The organism is Hoeflea sp. Naph1 (assembly GCF_046837775.1).
Lineage (GTDB): Bacteria > Pseudomonadota > Alphaproteobacteria > Rhizobiales > Rhizobiaceae > Hoeflea.
In genome coordinates this window covers 1211031-1236914 of the sequence record NZ_CP177286.1, presented here as the reverse complement: position 1 = coordinate 1236914, position 25884 = coordinate 1211031, and the positions used below count along the sequence as shown (strand labels likewise).

Sequence of the window (25884 nt, the reverse complement as noted above, 5' to 3'; positions counted from 1 at the left end):
CTCGTTAGAGGATCTGCCGCAGGAAATCCTGGGCTCGATCTGACTGGGGATTGTCAAAAAACTGGTCGGGGGTGTTTTCTTCAATGACCGCACCGGCATCCATGAAGATCACCCGGTCGGCGGCCTCGCGCGCGAAGCCCATTTCGTGGGTGACGACGGCCATGGTCATTCCGTCAGCGGCAAGACCTCGCATCAATTCCAGCACGCCGCCAACGGTTTCGGGGTCAAGCGCGGATGTCGCCTCGTCAAACAGCATGACCTTCGGCTTCATCGCCAAAGACCGCGCAATCGCCACACGCTGCTGCTGACCGCCCGACAGCATCGAAGGATAGTTGCCGCCGAGGTTGGGGATGCCGACCTTGTTCAACAGATCATTGGCAATTGCTTCCGCTTCGGCACGGCTGCGCTTGAGCACCACTGTTTGCGGCAGCACGATATTTTCCAGGGCGGTTTTATGCTGATACAAATTGAAATGCTGAAAGACCATGCCGACTTGCGAGCGCAGCCGGTTGAGATTGGTCTTCTTGTCGGTCACGCTGACGCCATCGATAATGATGGTGCCGCTGTCGACCGGCTGCAGGCCGTTCAAAGACCGCAACAGCGTCGATTTCCCCGATCCCGACGGGCCGATGATCACGACAACCTCGCCGCGAGCAATGTGGTTTGTCACGTTGTCCAGCGCGCGAACCGGCTCAGGGCGGGTTTTCACGTGGTATGTTTTGCACACCTTGTCGATGCTTATCATGATGTCGTTCATGCCGTATTCCGTTCTGGTCTTGGCAGCGTTCCGCTGAAACAGAATTCCACCGGTCCTGTCAGCGTGGCAGAATTGTCGTTGTGGATCTCGACGACGACCGAGCCTGCAGCCATCTCGACCGTGACCCGACTGCTTCTGGTCAATCCGCGCAGTTGCGCGGCCCGCACGGCGACGCAAGCGCCACTGCCACAGGCTCTGGTCAACAATCCCGGGCGTTCGTAAACGCTCGAACGGATGTAATCGTCGCGCAGCATCTGCGCCGCACCGACATTGACCTGGTTCGGAAACAGCGGATCGTTGTGGATCTTGGGGGCAACCGACGCCATGTCGACAGCGTCCAGATCATCGACAAAGTAGACCACATGCGGATTGCCGATATTCAGCGCAATGCCATCCGACAACGGCCCGTTTCCCACATCCAGATGCAATGTATCCACGGGACGGGCCAGCGGGATACTGTCCCACTCGGTTGTGATCGGGCCCATATCGACGCTGACAATCTTGTCGCCCACACGCGCGCAGCGCAGCGGCCCGACGACCGTTTCCAGGATGATCTCCTCCTGACCGGTTTCCTCAAGCATCAACCAGGCAAAACAGCGCGTGGCATTTCCGCAGGCTTCTGCGTCTTTCCCATCAATGTTGATGATCCGCATGAACGCATAGGCGCCGGCTGTAGCCCCCTGCACGCTTGGTGACTGAACAATCAAAAGTTGATCAGCGCCCACGCCGGTTCGCGGGTTGCAGATGTGAGCGGATTCATCGGGATCGGGCAAAAAACCTGTTTCGCGGCCATCAACGATCACAAAGTGGTTTTCCAGCCCCTGCATCTTGATGAATGGTCGGCCCCGTGGCGGAGCAAGCTTGGCCCAGCTTATCGTCGACAGAAGTGCGTCCCCCCGCTTGATCGGCTTGGTGGCACTCTGGTCCATGTCTCTGGACGTTATGCAACTCAAGTCGGTACACGACTCATCCAGCGGTTGTTTTTTGAATTATCAGGTTCCGCTTTTCAGATATCGTGAGATCAAGCATACGCAGCGTGGTCGAAAACCACAAACAGTTTCGGAATGTATTATTCCGACGGGTTGCGAGACATCCCGAGGCTCGCAATAGCCTCGCACGGCGCGTTTCGAATGATGCCGTTCCTTTGAAGGAACCATCCGATATTGCGCGCTTATGGAAGTCTTGCGAGGGTTTCGGTTTGGTGTTGAGTTCGACATCGCCGGCGCGTCATTCGAGGCTAGAGGACCGAGAGTGCCAATGGTATCTTTGCAGGACAACGAAGGGCGCTTTGCTGGACTTCCCGGAAGCGCCGTTTGGGCTGGCCGCATTTCGCTGGGGAAGCTGACGGAATGCGCGCTACTGACGGCGAAAGCTTCGCGGAAGCTCGCCGCGCAGTTGAAGAGTTCGCGTCGATTGCGCCGGTGCCGCCGAGCAGCTTTCGACGGATCTGGCGGCGCACATCGAACAGGCGTCTGTTCTGTGCAAAGCGAACAGGGCGCCGATCTGATCTTATTGAGCATGCTGCGAGGCGGCCCGTTCCTCGCAAGGCAGATATTTGGGAAACCAGATGTAATTCAGTGTGTGAACCGGGATGGAACAAAGTCCCACCCCGGCTTCATAGAATGCGGCAGGGCAATGCCGTGATCAGAGTGCGAACTCGGTGACGAACTTGGTGCGCTGGAACGCTTCCAGCCCTTCCATGCCGCTTTCCGAACCAAAGCCCGATTCGTTGACGCCGCCAAATGGCGTTTCCGGGGTGGAGACAGCCATGTGGTTGACGCCAACCAGACCGGCATCCAGCGCTTCCTCGGTTCTGGCCGCCAGCGAGCCGCTGCGGGTGAAGCAGAACGATGCGAGGCCATAGGGCAGCGCATTGGCGCGTTCGATCACTTCATCGAAGCTCGAGAACGGCATCAACGGGGCGATCGGACCGAACGGCTCTTCGGTGAGAATGCGGGCATCGTCGGGAACATCGGTCAACACCGTGGGCTGGAAGAAATAGCCCTGATTGGTCATGCGCTTTCCGCCGAGCGCAACAGTTGCGCCTTTGCTCACGGCGTCCTCGACAAAGGCTTCCATCACGCCGAGACGTCTTTCAGCGATCATCGGCCCCATCTGCACACCGGCTTCAAGCCCGTTGCCGACAACAATGGTCTTGGCTTTGGCGACAAAGCCCTCGACGAAGGCACTGAAGATGCTCTCATGAATGAAAAACCGAGTCGGAGAGGTGCAGACCTGGCCAGCGTTGCGGAACTTGAAGGCCACAAGCGTGTTGATGGCGAGATCCAGATCGGCGTCCGCATGGACGATGACCGGCGCGTGGCCGCCCAATTCCATGGTGGCGCGCTTGAGCGTGTCGGCGGAGCGCTTCTGCAACAGCTTGCCAATCTCGGTGGAACCCGTCAGCGTCACCTTCTTGAACACCGGCGACTTGAGCAGGGTGGAGGAGACGTGATCAGGGTCGCCAAAGACAACATTGAGAACGCCATCGGGGAGGCCTGCGTCCTGGAAGCAACGGGCGATGGCGACCGCAGTGCCGGGCGTTTCCTCAGCCGGCTTGACGACAATCGAACAGCCGGCGCCCAGCGCGCCTGCAATCTTGCGCACGACGTTACCGGACGGGAAGTTCCAGGCAGCAAAGGCTACGACCGGGCCAACCGGTTCCTTGAACACCATCTGGCGAACACCGGGCATGCGAGCAGGCACAATGCGGCCATAGGCGCGCTTGCCTTCCTCGGCATACCAGCGCGTGACTTCGGCACCGAACTGGACTTCAGGCACCGCTTCGGCGAGCGGCTTGCCGTTTTCCATGGTCAGCAGCCGGCCGATACGGTCCTTGCGCTCGTCGATCAGCGCGGCGGCCTTCATCATGATGGCGTAACGCTGGACGGCGGTCATCTTCTTCCACACGGCAAAACCACGGGCAGCGGCTTCGGTGGCTTCGGCCAGGTCAGCGTCGTTGCACAGCGGCACCGTGCCAAGCACTTCTTCGGTTGCCGGATTGACCAGATCGCGAACCTTGCCATCGCCTGCCTGCCGCCATTTTCCGTCGATCAGCAGTTCGATCTTTTCATCATACATCATGGGCACTCTCTTGTTGGTTTGAGGCGGGGGTCAGCGACACAGGAACCCGTTGGGAATCGGGTCGTCGTCGCTGCGGATAAAGCTGTGCAGGCCGGTAATATGGGCGAGGCCTTCGATGGTCGGCCGGTAGCGGATCGGATTTGCGCCACTCGTCGACAGCGGCACGGCGGAGGCCGTGAACTCGACATCGAGAATATTGATTGCCCGGATCGGCTCGCCGGGCTCGATCAGGCCGGCGCCGAGCAATTGCGCCAGACGCGCCGAGGTGCCGGTTCCGCAGGGCGACCTGTCGAACTTGTTGGCGGCGAGCACCACCAGTTGACGGCTGGCAAAACCATCATCGTCACGGTTCGACTGATAAAAAAGCACGCTGTGGATATGGGAGTTCGCCCCCGGTATCGCACCGGTGTCGATTCTGGCGTTGACCTCGGCCTTGATCCTGGCGCCGATTTCGAGCGCGTGGTGAACACCAGACGCATCGAGCGAGACGCCGGCGGCCTGTGCCTCGACCAGCGCATACCAGTTGCCGCCATAAGCGATATCGCAGGTGCCCGGTCCGGGCAGCGTTTCCAGCGCAACCGCGCTGGCTGCAACATAGGAAGCCACGTTGTCGAAGCTGACCGCGGAAAGCCGCCCGCCCTCGTAATTCGCCGTCACCCGCACCAGGCCAGCGGGAACCTCGAGATCAAAGGCGGTCTGGCCCTGATCATCGGGAAGCAACAGCCCCATGTGGTTCAGGCTTGCGGCAATGCCGATCGTCGCATGACCGCACATCGGCAGGTAGTTGTAGCTGCCGAGAAAGAAGGCGCCATGATCGGCGACCTTGCTGTCGGTCAGAACCGCGCCGACCATGGCCGAATGGCCGCGCGGTTCATGCAGCAGCAAGGTGCGGACGTCGTCCAGATTTTTCTGAAACCAGTCGTATTTTTCCGCGACCGATCCGCCCCTGAGCGGCGGCAACCCACTGGTGATGAGCCTGGTGGGGTGGCCTGCCGTGTGGCTGTCTATGGTGGTCAGGACGCGTCTTGGTGCCATGGCGTGGTTCAGGCTCCGGCCTTGATGGTGTCAGCGATCTTTTCGCCGGCCATCACCGTTGTCAGCATGGTGTTGCCACTGATCACCGACGGCATGATCGAGGCATCGACTACCCGGAGACCTTCAACGCCGATGACCTTGCCATCAGGATCAACAACCGCGTCAGGATCGTTGCGGTCGCCCATCCGGCAGGTGCCACTGGCGTGCCAGCTTCCGCAGGTGTTATCGATGATCCACGAACGCAGCTGATTGGGAGAATTGCGCAATCCCTGCACATCGACATCGGGCACGATCACCTTTTCGATCATCAGCTTGCGGGCCAGCGAACCGCTGCCCATGATGCCCGCCGCGATCAGCGTCAGGAACCAGTTTAGCTTGCTCACAGCTCCGAGCTTGCGCACCCGATCGGAGAAGGTTGCCGGAAACACTTCGCCGACCACATCCGTCATTTCCGGTTCGGAGACGATGCCGAACAGGCGGTGCATGCCGTCCTCAAGCCGTTTGAGATCGCGCTCGTCTGACAATTGCCTGAAATTGACAAACGGGCCGGTTGACGGATCGCGGTCGACAAGGCGGACATAGCCGGTCGAATAGGGCCGGTTGACGCACACAAGGATGGAGCCGAGACGGCGGCCGAGCGGATGCCAGGCGGCGCGGTTGGACGCCAGCACGAACATGTCGCCGGCGGTCGTTTTTGCCAGCTTGGAGCTGTAGCGGTAGCCCATCTGGATGTGGCGGCGCATGGTTTTGGGCAGACGGGATTTCTTCGGCAGGTAAGCGGCAAGCGCCACCATCGGGTGATCCTGCAGGTTCTGACCGACGCCGCGGCGGTCGGCACGCACTTCGATGCCCATTTCCGAAAGATGATCGGCGGGTCCGATCCCGGCGCGCATCAGGATTGCCGGCGATTGCAGCGCACCGGCGGAAATGATCACTTCTCCTGCGCCCAGCGTGCGCGTGCCCTGCGGGCCTTCGATCTCCACGCCACAAGCGCGGTTGCCGTCAAACAGGATCCTGCGCATTTCGGTGGAACCCATGATCGTCAGGTTCGGACGATCGCGGACTTCCCGGGTCAGATAGGCTCGCGCTGTCGACACCCGCTTGCCATCGACATTGTTGTTGACGGTCATCGGGAAATAGCCGTCATCGGTGCAGCCATTGTGGTCGCGAATATTCTTGACGCCAAGCTTGTCGAGCACCTTGGCGGTGGCCTTGGTGAGTGGCGACCAGTCCTTCTCCGGCACCCGCCGCAACGGCATGGGTCCGCTGCCGCCATGGACTTCGGTTTCACCGTAATCGAGATCGGTCTCTAGCTTCTTGAAGTAGGGAAGAACGCCCTTCCAGTCCCAGCCTGCCGCTCCGTGCTCGGCCCAGTCCTCATAATCCCAGGGCAGGCCGCGGAACGCGAATTGTCCGTTGATCGAGGTGCCGCCACCGATCACCTTGGCCTGCTCGTAACGGCGGGCCTCGGCATCGGGGGTTTTCGGATCATCGAGATGAACCTTCACATTCTGCCAGTGATAGGAGCGGTTGAAATAGGCAACAATCGGGTAGGCATCTAGAATGTCTTCAGGTTCGGTTCCCGGCTCCATGTCCGGTCCGGCCTCGATCAGCGCCACCTTGAAGCGAGATTCTTCTGACAGCCGGCTGGCAAGCACGGCACCGGCGGCGCCGCCGCCAACAACGATGTAATCGAAATGCTCAGCAGTCATCTTATTCGCCATGATTGAGAAAGACAGTCTTGAAACGAAGGAAGCTTTCGAGGCCGTTGCGGCCCATTTCCTTGCCGAAACCGGAACCGTTGAAGCCGCCCTGCGGTGTTGAATAATCGGGCTGCCGGCCATGGGCGTTGACCCAGACGGTTCCCGCCTCAATGCGATCGGGCAAGGTCATCGCCTTGTGCAAATCGTCGGTGTAGATACTGGCAGCCAGCGCATAGGAGGGATGGTTGGTCATGGCGATGCCCTCCTCCTCGTCCTCATATTCAAAGACGGAGAGAACCGGGCCGAAGAATTCCTCGCGGAAGCCAACCGAGGTTTCGGGCACATTGCGCAGAATTGTCGGCTGGTAATAGGCACCTGCATTCTGGGCAGCAACACGACCGCCGCCAGTGACGACTTCGGCGCCATCACTCAGGGTTTCGGCCAGCATGGAATCGATGCGACGCGCCTGCTTTTCCGAGATGATCGGCGGCAGGGTGTTGCCATTCTGCCAGGTTGGCCCTGCCCTGCGCCCGGCAGCAATGGCGATGACCTTTTCAAGCAGTTCATCGCGCATGCCGACCGGCGTGATCAGCCGTGTGCCGGCAGTGCAGACCTGACCGGAATTGGCGAGGAAGCCGTTGGCAATATTAGTTGCCACCGCATCGAGATCGCGCACATCCTTCATCACCAGTTGCGGTGACTTGCCGCCAAGTTCCAGCGTCAACGGCTTGGTGCCGGTCATGGCCGCATCGGCCATCACCTTGGCGCCGGTGGCGGAAGATCCGGTGAAGGTGATCTTGCGCACCAACGGATGACGTACCAGCAGCGAGCCGGTGATGCCTGCGCCCTGGACAATGTTGAACAGGCCTTCCGGCAGACCCGCCTCGATGGCGAGTTCGGCAATCGCCAGCGCCGAGTATGGTGTCATTTCCGAAGGCTTGAGTACCACAGCGTTGCCGACGGCGAGCGCCGGAGCCGATTTCCAGATCGCGTTGATGGCGGGAAAATTGAACGGCGCGATGGAGGCGACCACGCCATAGGGCTCGGGCCGCGCCATCGAAGTAGTGCCGGCCTTGCCAGCCAGCAACTGGCCTTCGACCTTGTCGGCCCATTCTGCGAAATAGCGCAGGGCTCCGGTGGCGCGAACCAGATCGCGGCCAAGCACGTCTTCGATCGGCCGGGTCGAGGATACGGATTCGATCCGGCCGATGCGTTCGCGGTCACGGTCAATCAGATCAGCCCAGCGTTTGAGCACTGCAGCACGCTCGAGCGGCGTGGCCTGACGCCATCCGCTTTCGGTAAACGCCCGATGCGCCGAGGTGACGGCACGATCGATGATGGTTTCATCGGCCATCGGCAGCGGCGCCGTTTCAGCGCCATCAGAGGGACGGAAGACCGCAAGGGCTTCGCCCGCTTCCACACGTTTGCCGTCAATCAGATGTGCGGCGACGAGGGTGATGCTGTCGGGATTGAAATCGCTGGTCATGATTGTCTCCGGATTGCTCGATCAGACGCCCGTGAGCCGGAACCCGGCAGGGAACGGATCGTTGGGATCGAGGAAGAAGTTGAAGGTCCCGGTCAGGTAGGCCGAACCGGTTACCGTGCAGGCGATGGCGGGAATGTCTCCCACCGTCGTGGCGCCGGTGATATTGCCGGTGAAGACCGTGTCGAGAATGCCGGCGTGGCGGAAGCTGTCGCCCGGCTTGAGTTCGCCCTTGGCTGCCAGCATTGCCATGCGCGAGGCAGTGCCGGTTCCGCACGGCGACCGGTCGATCACCGTCGGCGGACAGACGACGGCATTCTTGCCATCGGTGGTTTCGCCATCGCCGTCCTGGATGATCTCGATCTGGTAGATCTCATTGACATGGGCCATGGTCGGATGCTGGACCGGATGATCCTTGAGCCCGGCGCGCAGCTCGGCGGCAGCAGAGACGATCTGCCAGGCCTGATCGGGATGGATCTTGAGGCCCAGATCGCTGGCCTTGACGATCAGATAGAAATCGCCGCCAAAGGCGATGTCGGCGCGCACCTTGCCGAAGCTCGGCGTGTCGACGAAGATGTTTTCGCGGTAGAGAAAACTCGACGGCATTTCCAATGTCACCGAGACGGCACGTCCGCCCTCGACCTTGACCCGGGCAGGCACCACGCCTGCGGGGGTATCAAGCCGCACAAGCGTTTCGCCTTCGACCGCGTCGATGTAACCCGCTTCCACCGCAATGGTGGCAACCGCCATCGCGCAATGGCCGCACATCGGCGGATAGGTGTCGGGCTCGAGAATGAGCATGCCGATGTCCGCGTCTTCCGAACAGGCTTCGGTGAGGACGGCTGCGGGCATGTTGAAACTGCCGCGCGGCTCGAACAGCACCAGTTGGCGCAGCCAGTCGCGCGACATCAGGTCGGCGCGCTTTTCCACCATGGTTTTGCCACGGATCGGGCCAAAACCGGAGGTGATCAGCCGCAGCGGGCAGCCTGCGGTGTGGGAATCAATACCCTGGATAATGCGTGTGCTTTGCATGGTTCAGCCTGCCTGCTTGATGGTTTCGCGCACTTTTCCGGTTTCCAGGATCGAGCGGACCGTGGCCTGCTGCTGATCGGAGAAAGGCAGAAGCGGTTCGCGCGGAATGCCGACCGGCTGTTCGAGTTCGTTCATCACTGCCTTGATGCCGGCATAGAAGCTGCCGGTCTTGAAGCAGCGGTAGATGTCAAACAGCGCAGGTTCGAGCTTGTCGGCCATGGCGGTGTCGCCGTGCTGGCAGGCATCGTAATAGCTGCGGACCAGTTTGCCGGAGAGCTGATGAGCCATGGCGACAACACCGGAGCAGCCGACTGGAAGCGTCGAGCGGATCATGGTTTCGTAGCCGACAAAAACGGCGAGCTTGTCCTTAACCTTGGCGCAAAGCTCAGTGACCTGCTGGATATCGGCCGAGGAATCCTTGATCGCCACCACATTGGGGATGTCGGCAAGGCTGGCGACGAAATCCGGGGTCAGGTTCACGCCCATCCGCGCCGGGCTGTTGTAGAGCATCAGCGGCAGATCGGTGACCGCGGCGATGCGGCGGTAGAACTGGGCGGTCTCGCGCAGGTCGGGCTTGGCGTAGATCGGCGGCAGCGCCAGGATACCGTCACAGCCTGCGGCCTTGGCAGCTGCGCAGAGTTCTTCGACAACCTTGGTGCGTAGATCCGACACACCGGCAATCACCGGCACCCGGCCGTTTGACGCCTTGACGGTGGCCTCGAACAGATCGATGCGTTCCTGCACCGTCATTGTGTAGAATTCACCGGTGCTGCCGCAAACCACAAGGCCGTCGGCGCCATTGGCGATATTGACTTCCGCCAGTTCGGCGAAACGCTTGAAATCGATGCTTCCATCCTGGGCAAACGGGGTCACGAGGACACTGTGAATGCCCTTCCAATCAGTCTTTGACATTTGATACTCGCTGGTTATTTCGGGTTAGTCCTGCAGCAACGGACGCATGAGCTCCGCGGTCGCATGGAAACGATTGACGAACGATTGGACCCGTTCGTTGGTGGGGTGCAGAAGCACGTCTGCGGGCGGACCTTCCGCCTCGATGGTGCCCTGGTCGAGAAACACCACGCGGTCGGCCACCTCGAGGGCGAAGCCGAGTTCGTGAGTGACCACGAGCATCGTCATGCCTTCCTTGGCAAGCGTGATCATGGTGCTGAGAACTTCGCCGACCAGTTCCGGATCGAGCGCCGATGTCGGCTCATCAAACAGCATCACCTCGGGGCGCATGTTGAGCGCACGGGCAATCGAGACACGCTGTTTCTGACCACCGGAAAGACGGTGCGGCATGCGGTCGGCAAAATCGGCCATGCCGACCTTTTCGAGATATTCCATCGCCCGCTTGCGGTTGCTGGCATCGTCCTCCTTGAGCACGATGCGCGGCCCCTCCATCACGTTGCCCAGCACGGTCATGTGCGGGAAAAGATTGAAGTGCTGGAACACCATGCCAACGCGGCTGCGCAGCGTATTGACCTGCTTTTGCTTGATGCCCGCCTTGTCGTCACCGCCGGCGGACTGATTGAAGATGGCCTGACCGGAAATCTCGATGCGGCCGCAGTCGGGATTTTCGAGCAGGTTCACGCAGCGCAACAGCGTGGTCTTGCCGGAACCGCTGGAACCCAGCAGCGCGACCACTTCGCCCTCGTGCACATCAACATCGATGTCACGCAGAACCTTGAGCGGACCATAGGATTTCGACAGGTTGCGGATCGAGACCAGCGGCTTGTCTTGGAGAGTTTCTGGCGTGCTCATTGGGTGTGCGCCTCCAGCTTGCGGGCAAGGTAGTTCGACGGAATGAGAATGATGAGGAAGACCACGCCGATCGCCGTGTAGACTTCCATCGGCCGGTAGGTGAACGAAGCGATGTAGCCCGCCTGATAAAGCAGGTCCGGGATGGTCAGCACCGACAGCAGTGTCGTGTTCTTCATCTGGATGATGGTCTGCCCCGCCAGCGGCGGGATCATGCGGCGGAACGCCTGCGGCAGGATGATCCGGCGCATCGACTGCGTGGTCGACATGCCCAGCGCGCGGGCGGCATCGGTCTGGCCCGGGTCCAGCGTCTGGATCCCGGCGCGCAGGATTTCGGCATAGTAGGCGGCGCCATAAAGGCTCAGCGCGGTGATGCCTGCCAGTTGCTTGGAGATGTTGATATCGAGGAAAATCGGCAGTGCGTAATAGCTCCATAACAGCCACACCAATAGCGGCACGTTGCGGAAAAACTCGACAAACAAGAGCCCGATCCAACTGATGGCAGAGATGCGGGCAAGTTGCGCCAGGGCGACAAGGAGGCCTATCGCAAGGCCCAGCGCCGTGGTGACGACCGTATAGTAGAGCGTGATCCCAAGCCCCTTGAGGATAAGGTCCGCATTTTGGGTGATGATCGACCAGTCAAACACGAGAAGACTCCTGGCGTGGCTTGGTTGGGTGCTGCCGGGGACAGCAAATGCCCCCGGCTAACAGAGTGATCAGAAGCTGAATTCGGGCGGCAGGATCGACAGATCGATGCCGTGAGCTTCGAAAGACTTGTGCAGCTTGCCCTGGGCCAGGCCGAGCGCGCGCTGCTGGTTGACCCAGTTGGTCAGCCAGTTTTCGTAGCCTTCGTTGCCTTCTTCACGTGCGTAGCCGATGGTTGCTGGATTGAGCAGCATAGGCGCCGGCAGAATGATTTCGCCGCCGGTCTGCTTGGCAACCTGGACCGCGTCGAAGATAGCCAGAACCATCGCGTCGGCGCGGCCTGCCTGCATTTCGAGCACGCCCAGCGGACGGTCTTCGACAACAACGATGTTGGCCTTCGGGGTCAGCGCTTCGGCGACAACCTGCATGGTGCCACCCTTCTGCACGACAAGGCTGACCGAGGGATCATTGAGATCAGCCCAGTTCTTTTTATCGAAGCCGGGCTTGGCGACGATTGCCCATGCATCCGTGAAAAGCGGGACGGAGAGGTAATCGACAACCAGGCCACGCTTGGGGTTGGGGTTGAGACCAAAGGCGATGTCGATCTTCTTGGCCTGGAAATCGGCAGCGAGATTGCCCCAGGTGGTTTCGACCGGTACGGCCTTCACACCGAGAAGTTCGGCGATGTCGTTGGCCCACTCCATGTAGAAGCCGCCCCATTCGCCGCTGTCGCGGTCGCGAATGTAACCGGGCTCTTCGCCGATCATGACCGGAACGCGCAGTTCGCCACTGTCGCGGATGCGGTCGAGAACGAGATTGGGATCAGTCGCAGCTGCGGGCTGAACCAGTGACGCTGTCAGCAGCATGACGGCCGCAAAAGCGGATGCCAGCTTGTTCATGAAAGAAAATTTCATTTTTTATCCCTTCTGGGTTTTTGACGGATTCTAGACAAGAAAACCGCGCTTCATGGGGTCATCCGGCTCGACGATGAGCGTGGAAATACCGTTGAGATGCGCCCGTCCCGAAATTTTCGGAACGACTGCAAGACGTCCGTCCGACGTCTCGACAACTGAAGTGACCCGGCCCATCAGCCGGCCACCAAAAATACTCTCGGCCTGGAGAACGGCGTCCGGCTCGAACCGGCCCTGCGCCACATATTGCGCCATCCGCGCAGCTACCCCGGTGACGCCGGGAGATCGGTCGAAGCGGTGGGCATCGATCGCCAGAAACATGCGTTCCTGGCCTGAAGCAATCGGCTGGCAGACCAGCACCGAGTCAAACGCCAGCTCATCAGCCCGGTCCAGCGCTGTAATCGCGTCGCGGACCAGACGGGCCTTGACGAGAATTTCATCAGCCGAGTTCGACTGCAGATCGAGCCCGAGATCGGCCGCCTCGACGATCGCATACAAGATGCCGCTATCGACAATCTGCAGACGGGCATCCCGGCCATCCACGGCGACAGCAAATTCCGGCGTGACGACCGAGGCTTGTGGCAGGATGACGTCGATCTCGCCATTGTCAGACTTGATCTCGACCTGAACCGTTGCGCCCGGCATCTCGATACTGAAACTGGTTTTCGACTTGAGCCGCCCGAGTGCTGCGAGCGCCTTGGCATAGCCGAACACGGCATGCCCGCATAAATCGGGATAGCCATAGGAAGTAATGAAGAAAGCGCCGAAATCGGCGGTATGGGAGGGGACGGGTACCAGGCCAAAGGAGCCCGCGTGACCACGCGGTTCCTGTAACAGCAGCGGACGCAAATGGTCGTATCGCGCTTTGAAGGAGCGTTGCTTCTCCTTGACCGTGGCCCCGTCCAAACCTTCAAGCGGCTCCACCAGAATGCGTGTCGGATGGCCGGCCGTATGTGTTTCGATCACCCGGAAAGACTGGGCGTCGGTCGACAATTCGACGTTGAGCGCCCCCTCGCCAAGGCCGGTGCCTTGAGAAGAGCCGATTTCAAGCCGGCGCTCACGCTTTTCAAACTGCATGGATGCCAGCCGGGCGGTGTCAGTGTTGACCCATAGCGCCACCGCCTTACCGCCGCCGACATTCTTCCAGCGATGATCGATGCGGCTGCTGAAATAGGCGCTGTCGCCCGGCGTCAATGTCACCGGTTCGCGGCCTGACAGCGCAATCTCCAGCTTGCCCTCAAGCAGGTAGATCAGTTCCTCACCCTCGTGAGCGTAGAACCCGTCGCTTTCACGCCCCTGCTCGATGGTCCAGACCTCGACGTCCATCAACCGTTCGGCGACAGTGACCTGTTCGATCGAAACGCCGGGTCCGAAGGTGCTGACCATGCGGCCGCTGCCCTTGCGGACGATCGGAAGATGTTCGCTGCTGGTGCCGCCGAGCAGTTCGCCGAGCGAGCGCTGGAACACCTCGGCAATCGCATTGAGCCGCGCCGGCGACAAAAACGCCGCCCCGCGCTCGAACATGCTCAGATGCGAGACATTGATGCTGGTTTTCTCCGACAGATCGCGGAGCGAGAGACCAGCTTCCTTGCGCATGGCGCGGACCTGGCCGCCGATCTGACTGTATTCGACGGTGCGGCGGTCGGCGTCCGGTTCTTCGACCGGATCGGCAGCCGCATGATCGCTGTCTTCCAGCATCCGCCGGATACTGGACAGGCTTTGTCCGTCGACGCGGCGCAGCAGGTCGATCCGGTGGACGCGTTCGACATCGGACGCGGAAAACGACCGGTGTCCGCCCTCGGACTTGTGTGGCGCGAGCAACCCCAGCCCTTCCCAGGACCGCAATGTCGAAATGGCAACGCCCGTTACCTTGGCCACATGGCCAATCGAGTAGGGCTTTCTATGGTTTTCCGCATCGCTCACAAAATCACCTGAAGATATGTAGGTTTTTTGAATTCTGTTGATGGTATGCAGATTTTTTGAAATCGTCAACGGGAAATTTTGAACTTTACCGTTCCGAGACATACCCCCGGCTACACCGTGCAATGATCCGATACCCTCCGCCGTTCTCGCGCGAGCCTGATCGGATATGATGGGAAATCTCGCCGATGCGGCCGCGACCTATGAGAGGTGGCAGGGCCGTCCCGACTCCGCGTATGCCATTGAATTGGCTCGCTACCCCCGCCGACATTCAAGCCTCGGTGGTTGGGCCCCACACGAATATGCTAACGGCCTACAGGAAGGTCAAAACCTGAACAGAGGTAACGTATGGACGCAGCCTCAATGGTAGTTAGGTCAGACTGAATAGCCCCGAGTTTTCTAGACGCCCTCGGTCCTCGTTTTCTGCCGCCGTTCGAACTCGGCGGGCGACAGCAACCCGTTTCTCACATGCTTACGCTTTGGGTTGTAGAACATCTCGATGTAGTCGAACACATCCCTCCTGGCTTCTTCTCGGGTCCGATAGGTCCTACGTCTTATCCGTTCACGCTTGAGCAGGTTGAAGAAACTCTCTGGAGTTGCCCCCTGAAAGTGGTCCACCAACTGGGATAGATTATCCCTCAAATTGGAGGATCAGCGATGGCTGGAAAACGAGAGAAACCGGAAGAGATTGTATCGAAGCTTCGGCAGGTTGAAGTTCTGCAAGGGCAAGGTGCGACGATTGCTGACGCGGTGCGCCAGATCGGCGTGACACAGCAGACGTTTTATCGATGGCGGAAGCTCTATGGCGGGATGCAGCGATCTCAACTCACTCGGCTGAAAGAGCTGGAGAAGGAGAACCAGCGGCTTCGGCGGGCGGTGTCTGACCTGACACTGGACAAACTCATCCTGACCGAGGCGGCAAAGGGAAACTTCTAAGCCCTTCGCGTCGTCGCAAGTGCATCGACCATGTGCGGCGGGAGCTCGGCGTATCGGAACGCCGCGCCTGCCGCACGCTCGGACAACACCGATCCACACAGCGCAAGGTGCCACAGGGCCGGGCAGATGAAGAACGGCTGACCGATGATATCATCGAACTGGCCGACAAGTACGGGCGCTATGGGTATCGCATGGTCACCGGTCTGCTGAACAACGCGGGCTGGCAGGTAAACCATAAGCGGGTTGAGCGCATCTGGCGGCGTGAAGGGCTGAAAGTGCCACAAAAGCAGAAGAAAAAGGGGCGGCTTAGGCTGAACGACGGATCATGTGTGCGTCTCAGACCGGAACGGCCAAACCACGTCTGGTCCTACGACTTCGTCCAGGATCGAACCGCTGACGGCCGCGTCTATCGGACGCTGAATATCATCGACCACTGCCCGGCAGGCGTTTGCTTGCAAACGGCGAGAGGGAATACACCAGGGAGGCACTCATGATCCGCGTGGACCGCAAGCTCAACTCAACGGACGTGCTGGATGCTCTGACAGACCTATTCATCCTGCGCGGCCCGCCGGAATACATTCGGTCGGACAATGGGCCGGAATTTATCGCCCAGAAAGTACGGGATTGGATTGCAGCTGTTGGAGCCAAGACGGCCTACATAGAGCCAGGCTCACCATGGGAGAACGGATACTGCGAAAGCTTCAACGCCCGGTTCCGCGACGAGCTGCTGAACGGCGAAATTTTCTACAGCCTAAGGGAGGCGCAAATCCTGATCGAGCAATGGCGTATCCACTACAACACCGTCAGGCCGCATAGCGCTCTGGGCTACCGCCCGCCCGCGCCGGAAAGCATTGTCCCGATGGACCAGACGCCCATGATGCACTAACAATCAAACCGGACCACCTGATGGGGGCACGCCACGCTACCCATTCCAACCAGGTCTGGGCGATGGACTTCGTTCACGACCAGTTGGCGACTGGCCGCAAGATGCGCATTTTGACGGTTGTAGATACCTTTTCTCGCTTCTCGCCCGCAGTTGATCCACGGTTCAACTACAAGGGAGAGGATGTGGTGCAGACCTTGGAGCGCATATGTCGGGCGGTTGGCTATCCGCAATCGATCAGGGTCGATAATGGCAGCGACTTTGTCTCTCGTGACCTTGATCTATGGGGCCTACCAGAAGGGCGTTATCCTTGATTTCTCCCGACCTGGAAAGCCAACGGACAACAGCTTTATCGAATCCTTCAATGGTAAATTCCGGGCAGAGTGTCTGAACACCCACTGGTTCATGAGCCTTGACGACGCGCGGACAAAATTGGAGGATTGGCGTAGAGACTATAACGAATTCCGGCCACATAGCGCGATCGGCAACAAGGTACCGATTTCGCTCATGAACGGCTCACCGGCCGCCCCGCTGGCATGAGCCCAAACCCCGGAAAATTCCAGTTCCCGCTGACCCAAAATCGGGGGGCACTTCAACCAACGCCGGAAACGAACTCAAAGCTGGATAAAACCTGGGGGAAAAAGGGCGGCAATCATGAGAACCGATACAAAGATTTAGCTGACTTGGCGAAAAATGATTTCTAGGTACACGCATCGATAGATCATTCAGCCTTCGCCCGCATGAACGTCTTGAGTTTCGAGAAGGCGATTTCGATGGGATTGAAGCCGGGACTATAGGTCGGCAGGAAAATTGCCCATGATCACGATGTGGCCAGGCGGCAAGGTCGGAGCGAGGACTTGCTCCACATAGGCGTGGAAGGCAATGCCATTCATGGGGCCGTCGTGCACCGTTGACACTCGCTGTGTCGTAGACAGAATTTATCGTGCCTCGGGCAGAGTATGCGTATTGAGTCACTCCGCACGTTTTGCTCGCATTATTAGTGTAATCACAAAGCCCAACACATCAATTCATGACCCATAGCATTTCAAGCGGGCAAAGATTGCACAGGCGGATAATCTTCAGGACGCGCTATCAAGTCAGCGCCACCCAGTTCGATCAATTTGCAGCGCGCCGCGAGTGAATAAGGGCTGTCAGGCATAGTTGTCGCTTTGATTGCGGCTGCTTGCTCTTGCACAGGCAAGGGATCAGCAGCGAGGGGAAAATCGTTTGCAACAGCAACAATTTTCAACAGAGCTTCAAATTTTTGCTGAACATCCCTCATAATTCTGAGGCGGGCCTCTGTAAGACGGGGCAAGTCAAGCCCGTAGAGCTCGATGGATTGTTTCACCCTCGATGCATTTGTACCCACGCAGGTGTAACTGGGCTTGATGCTACCGTCTGATTCAACTCGGATCAAATCCATGTCAGCTGAGTTGACAGGATCCAGAAGCATGGGGCGTTCAACGACATTACGGTGGGCCCATTCCGCAACAGGGCTTCCCTGACACAGAGGGAACCAACTGCCTTTGCCGACAGTCTCGTCGGTATGCTCGTCCGTGCTGAGTCGATTGGAGCGGCCAGCTGAGAATCGAAAATTTTCCCATGAAAACGCTAGCCAAGGATAGCCTTCATCGGGGTCAGCGGTGTCACTTCTACGCGCCTCGGCCTTAGGTCTAAAATGGTCCACATCGAAGAACGATTGGGGATCTGGGCTTTCCGAGTACCAACACTTTCCATAGGACATTCTGGCTAGATACTTTTTGAACCCGCGCCAGATGTGTGACTTATTTTTAATGAACGCCACGCGTTCTTCAGGTGGTAATGCCTCCAATGCCGCTTGTGCCCGCTCGGCAACTTTAAGGACCTTTTCCGGAATGAGCGCCGGATCGCGACGTACATAGATCAATGCGTCGGCCCTGCCTTGCTGCTCAATTGCTTGATCAAGTCCTTCATCGCCTCATGCCGCTTTGCGATATCGTCTGGAGTCAATGGCGGGCGATCTGCGTAGCGGACGTCATGCCATGCGTTGCTCAATCCGAGCCAATGCATTGCGATCATCAATCTGTTGCTGCGTCGCGAGGTCCAGTGTGGTGGGCAAGCCGAAAATCTGAGTCAGAGTGGCGGTAAATCCCATCCCTCTTGGGTCGGTGTAGGGCTCTGAAATCTTCAGGGCCTCATCTTCGCCGCTTTGCATAACCCGAACTTCCTGTTTTGTGAGCGAAGCAATAGTCAGTGGATTATGCGAGGTCATGATAATCTGGCAGCGATCCTTGTCGGCGGCGACTTCAGTCCACTCCTTGATCAGCTCCAGATATGTGAGCTGCCATGCCGGATTGAGGTGGGTATCGGGTTCATCGAGCAGGAACAGTGCCTCTTTGCCACGTGATACGCGGATCAGGCCAAGCACCATTAACAGTTGCCGTTCGCCGTCTGACAGGTCACTGAAACTGACGTCGCCGCTGTCGTTGTCGGCTCGTGTTACCCAAACCAGCATCTCGCGGAACAGGTCGGATATGTCAGCCGCCTCTAGGGCCGCGAACATTTCCTGATCATTGTCATACGAAGCGGCGAACTTTTGCAGGGTCGCTTTGTCGCGGATGAAACACGCCAGTTGCGCTTCTACCTTTGGCTTGTCGCGATAGTCGTCCACCACCTTTCCCGTCACCGAGAGGGGATGAAAGGCGATTTCATGCAACGCTCGCGCACATTCACCTGCAGGACCTCTGGCACCCCAGATATCTTGAGCCTGCTGGGCGAGTTCGTTGTAACTTCTCCGTCCGCGTTCTGGCGCGGCCAAAGTTGCCGACCGCGACTTTTTCCAATTAGCGTGATTAAACCACGACGGCTCCTTGAAAAGCGCAAGTGCAGAATGAAAGCCCGTAATGCCAAGCTTCTCGCTTAGCAGATGAGACGATTGGCCCTTCCCTCCCGGCTTGGCAAAGTGCGAAAGTAGCGCGAACACACCATGGACGGGGCGACAATAGAACATGCGGCGGGCGACGCGAGCAGCCTGATAGTCGCTTTCACTGCCGTCTTTGTTGATCACGTTGTAATATCGGGCCTGATGGGCATCGAATAGCTTTTCCAGGCGACGTCCCGTACCGGAGTAATAACCGAAGATCAGGTCGGGAAAAAGGTTGGCTTTGTCGGCCTGAAACCGGCTCATCGTCATCGACTCACCGTCAACCGCAACCTGTGTCCTGCCATCGCGGTTGTTGATCCGCACATTGCGCCCACGGATGACGTAATCAATTTCAAAGGTGAACCGTAGCTTGCCCATCGACGTGCTGGATGGCTGATCTACATAACGGAAAATCTCGGTGATCGCTTCGACAGACCTTGCCGGTGATTTTCTGCACGGTCGCATCGGGTAACGCTCCATAGGCATTGCGAAAAGCTGTGCGCAATTCGTTCACGACGATATCGGCATGCGCATCTGTCACAGCAAACACCAGCGTCTTGTCTGGCAAGCTTGGATCGATGAAGTTGGTCAGTTCCTGCGCGATAGCTCGGTTGAACGAGACAGTGATGACGCCCTTATTGAACTGCTCAACCTCGAAGTCGATATCGTCGGGAAGCGTGGCCGATTGTATGGTTCCACTGGCCGCGTGGATGAAATCGACCGGATCTTCGCGCAAGAAGTGAATACCGCCTTCGGACAACATCGTTCCGATGCGCACGGGCGGCTCATGGTCAACAAGAAAGCCGTCGATGACGGCCTCACGATAGGAATAGGTGAAGACCGGCAGACCGAAAATCTCGGTCGTGTGCAGGGCGGGCGTGGCGGTCAGGCCGATCTTGACTGCGTCGAAATATTCAAGGACACGGCGATACTTTGAAACGTAGTCGTCCTGGCTCCGAAAGGTGATGTCGGTGTCTGACATTTCGCGGTCCAGGAGATAACCTCGATGGCATTCGTCAACGACGATCAGATCATACTGGTCTACAGACGGCGCGTCGGCCTCGTCCGCCGCATAGAGCACGCGGCGCACCAGACCTTGGATCGTGCAGATGTGAATGCGGGTTTCGTCATCTGGTATGGCGTCATCAAGTCCCTTCAGGCCAAAGATATCTGCAAAGGCTTTACCGTTCACAACCTTGGTCGTGGTGAACTCGCGCTCTGTCTGTTCGCCCAGAGCGCTACGATCTACGACGAAGCACACCCTACGAAACCGTTTGGCCGAAATCAGGCGATACAGCATGGCGATCGCCAGTTTGGTTTTGCCAGTCCCAGTCGCCATGGCCACCAGCATGGTGCGCCGATTTTCGATCAGCCCTTTTTCAACCGCTTCAATGGCATGCCGTTGGTAGGGGCGCAGCGGAAATCCAAAATCGAACGGCTGCGCGGCGAGGTCGCGATAGGCCGCGTTCTTGTCCACCGACAGACGCTCAAGGAGACCACGCGGCGACGGCCACCCTGCCAGCACCTCGGCAGGATTGTCGTTGTCCCGCAAATCGCGCCGCCAGATACCAGACAAGGTCTCAACTTGCTTGAGGTAGGACCGACCATTGGTCGAAAAGGCAAATGGCGCTTTGAATTCTCCCCAAGGCCCTCCTTCGGCGAGTTCACCGTCCTGCAATTTGATACCGACCGAATAGCGCTCGGCCTGCCGGAGAACTTCCATTACATTGCGATTTTGACGTTTTGCTTCAACAGTTCCGACCAAGACCATTCCACAGAATAAAGCGTAGTCGGATGGTCCACTCGCTGTCGGCCACTCGCTTATCGCCCGGTTGCGGCCCTTCATCGGGCGACTGCCGGATGCAAACCGAAGCACCTTGGTGTCAACCTCCCATCCTACATCGCGCAACTGTTGATCGATCAACACACGTGTGTCGGCTTCGTCCAGATTAATTTGGTTCGCGGCATCACGAGCAAGCCCGGTGACAATTGCCGTGCTAGGAGCATCCTTTGCCGTTGCTAGCTGCTGCACGGATTGCAATTGCTTTACCAGTTCATGACGGTCCTTTTCCGCTTCTTCAGCAAGCAGTTCCCAAATCTCGCGATCCGAACGTGCTGCTGCAGCGCGCTCAGAGGCGCTTTGCCTCTCGATTTCTGATCGCTGGGCTGCCTCGCGATGTCTTTCTGCATCTGTGAGAGAGATCACCAACTCTTCTTTCAGCCGATCAAGCTCCGCTAAAAGAGTTTCGGTCACATCTTTTGGGTTTTGCGGTGGAACGAACGGGCCGAATTTTTGCGTGGAGTCGTGGAATGTTCTTGTAAACCAGATGGCAAGCTGTCTGCCAATTTTTAGTCCGCTCAATGCGCTGGCAAAGTCATCCGAATTCTGATGCGCAGCCCGATTGCCATTCACCCGCAGTGCATGGAAGAGGTCGCCAACTTCCCTGGGAAGGTTACATTCATATTTCAAACGTCGCAGGATATCAGCGAAACTATCGGTTGACTCAACGGTCAACCCAAATCGACTGGCCGTTAGCTGAGCAACTAATTCAGAAAACTGGCGTAGCTTGATATTGCAGGTATTAGGGTCCTCAGAAAAGTAGCGTTCTGCCAGAACACCCAATCTGCGCAACTGCGGCTCAGATGACTCTAAAAATGCAAAATTTGAAAAGCCAACTACCATGACACCCTTTTTACCCAACATCAGACGCCGTGAACGAAGATAGCTTCGATTTGCAGAGTTCCGCCTTCATCCTAAGGTTGATTTTATGCAGCAAGCTTGCGGCGTTGCAAGCATTAGTATTCTAGCCAATCGTTTCCCACTCTCCCCCCAAAAAAATGCGTTGGGGAGCTTCCTGGCCAGAGAGGCTCGCTGATTCTCTGGATTTGGCGCTTTGGCATCGATTCTCCGCATTACTTGACGCATGCTGCTAAGGGCGCCGCCGGGTGCAGTGGAAGCTCGCCGCCGGTGACGAACGTCGTATTCGTCCAATTGGCATCAGAGCCTGAGGGTAGAGAGCTACACCCAAATACTGGGACCATTGATAGCCAAAGCGCCAAGCCAGCAAAAATGGTGAAGTATACCGTGATGGCGCAGGCAAGAAGATCAACGGCCGCCAGCGCCCTACCGTCGCCTACACGAAGGGCTTCATCGTTCACGGCACCACAATTCTGAAGCGTTGCTCGATTTTGGGTCAGCGGGAGCTAGGATTTTCCGCGGATCAGAGCTGGTTAATGCACAGGCCGTCAGAGTGAAGGCGAAGCCGATCCCAGCCCCAACTGAGAGTACGGTATGAATGGTCACAGCATCAAGTAGGGTGGGGGGAGACATTTTTTCTAATACGAGGATACTTTAGGTCGTGGCGACTCGGTGGCGACTCCAGAAAAGATCACAGCACCACCCAAAGCTAGACCATCGCAAATACTCTCTGTTTTCAAAGAGTTAAATGGCGCGCCCGAAAGGATTCGAACCTCTGACCCCCAGATTCGTAGTCTGGTGCTCTATCCAGCTGAGCTACGGGCGCGCATGCAAAGCGAAAAACGCCTGCGAGGCCGTTCTCCTAAAACGGACCGCCGGGGATTGCAAGCGGATTTGGCGAAAAAAGCGGGCGATGCCACATTCCATCGCTGCAACGCACTAAAGTTGCCCGAAAATGGCGCTTGCCGAGCTTTCTTGACCATCGGCGAAACCGCAACCGGCTCTCATCAAGGCCGCGGCATGGCTCGATAAACCCCGCCCACAGGAGCCGAGAATCAGCCCGTGCGGCCGCTTGCCGATCAAGTAAGGCCGAGCCTCGGTAATATCCGGTGTGAAAGTCTCCAAAGCCGGGCGTCCGTCGTGACGAACTCAGGCGCGGGCGCGGAACGTGTCGAGTGGTACCGGTTGATCGGGGAGCTCGATTTGGAACGCGGCGCCGCGGGTGACTGTGTCGTCGAGCGAGATCGAGCCGCCATGGGCGAGCACCAGTTCGCGAGCGATGGCCAGTCCGAGCCCGGTACCACCGGAACGGGCCGAGCCGCGAAACGGCTTGAACAGGTTCTCGCGCGCCTTGGCCGGCAACCCCGGCCCGGTGTCGGCCACCCGGATTTCCACCACCGAACCAGAGCGCTGCGCCGACAACGTAATACGGCGAACCAATGCGGTATCGTCGGCATGGTCGGTTTCAAAGGCCTGGGCGGCGTTGCGCACCAGATTGTAGATCACCCGAAACATCTGCTCGCTGTCGGCCTCGACCTCCAGCGCGTCATCGACATCAAGCACAAACTCGATCCGGGGATCGGATTCCTCAACGACAATGTCGCGTACTTCCTCGGCGAGCGCGGCCAGATTGATGAAACGCCGCTGCGGCTGGGCCTCGCGCGCCTTGCCATAGGCCATGACCTCGCTGGAATAGCCGACGGCGCGGTCGATGGTGCGCAACAGCTTGGGCGCGAAACGCTTGACCAACGGGTCGTCAACCATCGACAGGCGGTCGGACATCAACTGCGCCGAGGTCAGGATGTTGCGCATGTCGTGGTTGATCTTGGAGACGGCAAGACCGAGATCGGCCAGATGGCGCTGTTCCTTCAAGGTCTGCTGCAGCCTGGTCTGCATTTGCGCAAGGTGGCCTTCGGCCGCGGCCAGTTCATCAACCGGCGGGCCGGGCACAATGATGTTGGCAGGGTTTTCAGGGTCCTCGGAAAAAGCCTGCATGTTCTCCGTCACCCGTTTTACCGGGCGGATCAGCATCCGGTTGATGGAGAAAAACATCAGGCCGGCGGTGATAACCGAGATCAGCACCGAAAGCAGGAACACGTTGCGTCCGTAAATCAGCATGGCGTGGCGCAGCGGCGCATCTTCGAGCACCAGATCGATGATCATGTCCGGATCGCCGCCCACCGGGCCATAGACGCGCATGATGCGGTCGCCGCCAAACAGGATCGTGTCAAAGGCATCGATGACCGCCCGCAGCGGCGATATCGAGGCCAGGTAATATTGGTGAGTGACCATCGGCAGATCGTCGACGGAAGCGATCATCCGGAACATGCCGTCCTTGCGCAGAGCAATGGCCTTGGTGCCGGTCGCCATCAGCGTGTCGTCCTGGATCGCCTGCGGCAACTCCATCTCGTTGACGCCCTCGATCACCACGGCCGCAGCGCCAGCGGTGTTGAGCCGGTCCTCGAGCCAGCGGATCCTGGTGTTGGCAACCGACGGCACAAAGATCAGCACCTCGGCGATCATGACGAACAGGATCGTCAGCCACAACAGCTTCGAGGAGAAGCTTCGGGCACCCAGCCAACTCCGGTGGGTGGCCTGTTCGGTTTCCACGTTCGACATGATCCACTCTCTCCCGTTCAGTGTTAGCCGAAGCGCCGCAGAAAACGCACCAGCCCACGCACAAACGGTTTGCGTGTGAGCGGACTATAATAGGAGATCGCCGCGCGTTTTCCAATCTCGGCCATGGTCGGATAGGGCGGCACGTAGCCGCGCACGTCCTTGAGCCGGAGGCCATTGGTGACAGCAAGCGCCCACATGTTGATCATTTCACCGGCGCCGGCGCCGGCAATCGAGACCCCGAGAATACGCCCCTTGCGGTCGACCACCATCTTGATCAGGCCGGTGGTGCGGCGTTCGGCCTGGGCCCGGTCGTTTTCGGCGTAGGGCCAGCGCAGCACCGATATCCGACCGCCATGGCGCTTGCTTGCCTCGTCCTCGGTCAGCCCGACATGGGCAAGCTCGGGATCAGTAAAGGTAACCCAGGGAATGATGTCGCGGTTTTCCTTGGCCGGCAGCCGGAACAGGATCTGCTGCACCACCAGGCCGGCGTGATAGCCGGCTACATGGGTGAATTGCAGCCCGCCGGCAACATCGCCAATGGCGTAGACGCGGGAATTGGACGAGCGCAGATTGGCGCCGACCTTGATGCCGCGCCGGTCGTGCTCGACGCCGGCCTTGTCGAGCCCCAACCCATCGACATTGGCGAGACGGCCGACAGCAACGAGCACGTCGGTGCCATCGACAGAGCCCGCGCCACTTTCACGCTCGTAATTGACACGCACACCGGTCTTGCCGCGCTTTTCCACCGAGGTCACCTTGGCGCCCTCGAGGATCGTCACGCCCTCGGCACGGATATTGTCGAGCACGATCGCCGCCAGTTCGGGGTCATCCTTGCCGAGCGCCCTGGCGCCTTCAACCACCGTAACCTCGGCGCCCAGCCGGCGGTGCGCCTGGGCCATTTCCATGCCAATCGGGCCGCCACCGATGACGATAAGATGTTTTGGCGCGCGGGTGCGTTCAAACAGGGTTTCGTTGGTCAGGTAATCAATGTCGTCGAGCCCGGGGATCGGCGGTACGAAAGCCGACGAGCCGGTGGCGACAACGTAGCGCCGGGCGCGGATTTCGGTGTCGCCGGCGACAACCGTGTTCTTGTCGACAAAACGGGCTTCGGCCTGGATCACATTGACACCCATGGCGCGGTAACGCTCGACCGAATCATTGGGGGCAATGGCGCCGATCACCGACTGGACATGGTCATGAACCTTGCGGAAATTGACCTTGACTTCACCGGCGGTGATGCCGAAAGCGGGCGCCTCGGCAATGGCGTGGGCGTGCTTGCCGGCGGCGATCATTGCCTTGGAGGGCACGCAGCCATAATTTAGACAGTCGCCGCCCATCTTGGCCTTTTCAATCAGAACCACGTCGACGCCAAAGGCAGCAGCGGCGGCGGCGACCGACAGGCCGCCGGAACCCGCGCCAATCACGCAAATATCAGGTGTCAATTGGCTGGTCATGGTCTGGTTACTTTCGATTGGATGAAATCGTGCTGGTGGTTGCGGGGCTATGCGGACCCGGGAC

The 25884-nt window shown here is 58.8% G+C and carries 18 protein-coding genes, 1 tRNA gene and 4 pseudogenes; 3 read left to right on the top strand and 20 right to left on the bottom strand.

What is annotated here, in order from left to right:
• Positions 1-4: 4 nt before the first annotated feature.
• From ACK6D9_RS05855 to ACK6D9_RS05795, 13 genes and pseudogenes are all read right to left on the bottom strand, one after another.
• The gene (locus tag ACK6D9_RS05855) at positions 5-745 is read right to left on the bottom strand and encodes an amino acid ABC transporter ATP-binding protein (protein WP_412051745.1); all 741 of its coding nucleotides are present in this window, start codon (positions 743-745) and stop codon (positions 5-7) included.
• An 8-nt stretch (positions 746-753) separates the two neighbouring features.
• Complete coding sequence (dapF, locus tag ACK6D9_RS05850; RefSeq protein WP_412050978.1) at positions 754-1686, bottom strand: diaminopimelate epimerase; 933 nt, start codon at positions 1684-1686, stop codon at positions 754-756.
• Positions 1687-2401: 715 nt separating this feature from the next.
• Positions 2402-3838, bottom strand: coding sequence for an NAD-dependent succinate-semialdehyde dehydrogenase (locus ACK6D9_RS05845; protein WP_412051744.1), 1437 nt, complete (start codon positions 3836-3838; stop codon positions 2402-2404).
• A gap of 33 nt (positions 3839-3871) precedes the next feature.
• Positions 3872-4876, bottom strand: coding sequence for a proline racemase family protein (locus ACK6D9_RS05840; RefSeq protein ID WP_412050977.1), 1005 nt, complete (start codon positions 4874-4876; stop codon positions 3872-3874).
• 8 nt (positions 4877-4884) lie between these two features.
• Positions 4885-6588 carry a GMC family oxidoreductase gene (locus ACK6D9_RS05835; protein WP_412050976.1) on the bottom strand — a complete coding sequence of 568 codons (1704 nt, stop codon included), beginning with the start codon at positions 6586-6588 and terminating at the stop codon, positions 4885-4887.
• Between the two features lies 1 nt (position 6589).
• The gene (locus tag ACK6D9_RS05830) at positions 6590-8065 is read right to left on the bottom strand and encodes an aldehyde dehydrogenase family protein (RefSeq protein WP_412050975.1); all 1476 of its coding nucleotides are present in this window, start codon (positions 8063-8065) and stop codon (positions 6590-6592) included.
• Positions 8066-8086: 21 nt separating this feature from the next.
• A complete protein-coding gene (locus ACK6D9_RS05825; protein ID WP_322988704.1) occupies positions 8087-9094 on the bottom strand; it encodes a proline racemase family protein in 1008 nt (335 codons plus the stop codon).
• A 3-nt stretch (positions 9095-9097) separates the two neighbouring features.
• Positions 9098-10006 (bottom strand): 4-hydroxy-tetrahydrodipicolinate synthase, encoded by a 909-nt coding sequence (gene dapA / locus ACK6D9_RS05820; protein ID WP_412050974.1) that lies wholly within the window; start codon positions 10004-10006, stop codon positions 9098-9100.
• 24 nt (positions 10007-10030) lie between these two features.
• The gene (locus ACK6D9_RS05815; RefSeq protein ID WP_322988706.1) at positions 10031-10855 is read right to left on the bottom strand and encodes an amino acid ABC transporter ATP-binding protein; all 825 of its coding nucleotides are present in this window, start codon (positions 10853-10855) and stop codon (positions 10031-10033) included.
• Entirely contained in the window at positions 10852-11499 is a 648-nt protein-coding gene (locus tag ACK6D9_RS05810) for an amino acid ABC transporter permease (RefSeq protein ID WP_412050973.1), read from the bottom strand. Before ACK6D9_RS05810 ends, ACK6D9_RS05815 begins: the two co-directional genes overlap by 4 nt.
• Before the next feature lie 69 nt (positions 11500-11568).
• Positions 11569-12396, bottom strand: coding sequence for a transporter substrate-binding domain-containing protein (locus tag ACK6D9_RS05805; protein ID WP_412050972.1), 828 nt, complete (start codon positions 12394-12396; stop codon positions 11569-11571).
• Between the two features lie 45 nt (positions 12397-12441).
• On the bottom strand, positions 12442-14331 hold the full coding sequence (locus tag ACK6D9_RS05800) for a proline racemase family protein (RefSeq protein ID WP_412050971.1): 1890 nt from the start codon (positions 14329-14331) through the stop codon (positions 12442-12444).
• Between the two features lie 396 nt (positions 14332-14727).
• Positions 14728-14928: pseudogene (locus ACK6D9_RS05795) on the bottom strand (IS3 family transposase); the annotation flags it as partial.
• 57 nt (positions 14929-14985) lie between these two features.
• Here ACK6D9_RS05795 and ACK6D9_RS05790 point away from each other — a divergent pair.
• The 3 genes and pseudogenes from ACK6D9_RS05790 (at position 14986) to ACK6D9_RS05780 (ending at position 16851) form a co-directional block, all read left to right on the top strand.
• Positions 14986-16150 (top strand): annotated as a pseudogene (locus tag ACK6D9_RS05790) (IS3 family transposase).
• Between the two features lie 44 nt (positions 16151-16194).
• Positions 16195-16687: pseudogene (locus ACK6D9_RS05785) on the top strand (integrase core domain-containing protein); the annotation flags it as partial.
• Positions 16684-16851, top strand: coding sequence for a hypothetical protein (locus ACK6D9_RS05780; protein ID WP_412050970.1), 168 nt, complete (start codon positions 16684-16686; stop codon positions 16849-16851). The pseudogene ACK6D9_RS05785 and the gene ACK6D9_RS05780, both read left to right, overlap by 4 nt.
• A gap of 20 nt (positions 16852-16871) precedes the next feature.
• Here ACK6D9_RS05780 and ACK6D9_RS05775 read toward each other — a convergent pair.
• The 7 genes and pseudogenes from ACK6D9_RS05775 to ACK6D9_RS05745 all read right to left on the bottom strand — a co-directional run.
• Positions 16872-17055 (bottom strand): annotated as a pseudogene (locus ACK6D9_RS05775) (IS630 family transposase); the annotation flags it as partial.
• A 137-nt stretch (positions 17056-17192) separates the two neighbouring features.
• Positions 17193-18053, bottom strand: coding sequence for a hypothetical protein (locus ACK6D9_RS05770; protein WP_412050969.1), 861 nt, complete (start codon positions 18051-18053; stop codon positions 17193-17195).
• A gap of 108 nt (positions 18054-18161) precedes the next feature.
• A complete protein-coding gene (locus ACK6D9_RS05765) occupies positions 18162-19427 on the bottom strand; it encodes an AAA family ATPase (RefSeq protein WP_412050968.1) in 1266 nt (421 codons plus the stop codon).
• Positions 19402-21753: a type I restriction-modification system endonuclease gene (hsdR, locus tag ACK6D9_RS05760; RefSeq protein ID WP_412050967.1), complete on the bottom strand. Its 2352-nt coding sequence runs from the start codon at positions 21751-21753 to the stop codon at positions 19402-19404. Before hsdR ends, ACK6D9_RS05765 begins: the two co-directional genes overlap by 26 nt.
• A gap of 743 nt (positions 21754-22496) precedes the next feature.
• A tRNA-Arg gene (locus ACK6D9_RS05755) sits at positions 22497-22573 on the bottom strand.
• Between the two features lie 323 nt (positions 22574-22896).
• The gene (locus tag ACK6D9_RS05750; RefSeq protein ID WP_322988270.1) at positions 22897-24366 is read right to left on the bottom strand and encodes a HAMP domain-containing sensor histidine kinase; all 1470 of its coding nucleotides are present in this window, start codon (positions 24364-24366) and stop codon (positions 22897-22899) included.
• A 23-nt stretch (positions 24367-24389) separates the two neighbouring features.
• Positions 24390-25820, bottom strand: coding sequence for a dihydrolipoyl dehydrogenase family protein (locus tag ACK6D9_RS05745; protein WP_412050966.1), 1431 nt, complete (start codon positions 25818-25820; stop codon positions 24390-24392).
• Positions 25821-25884: the final 64 nt, after the last annotated feature.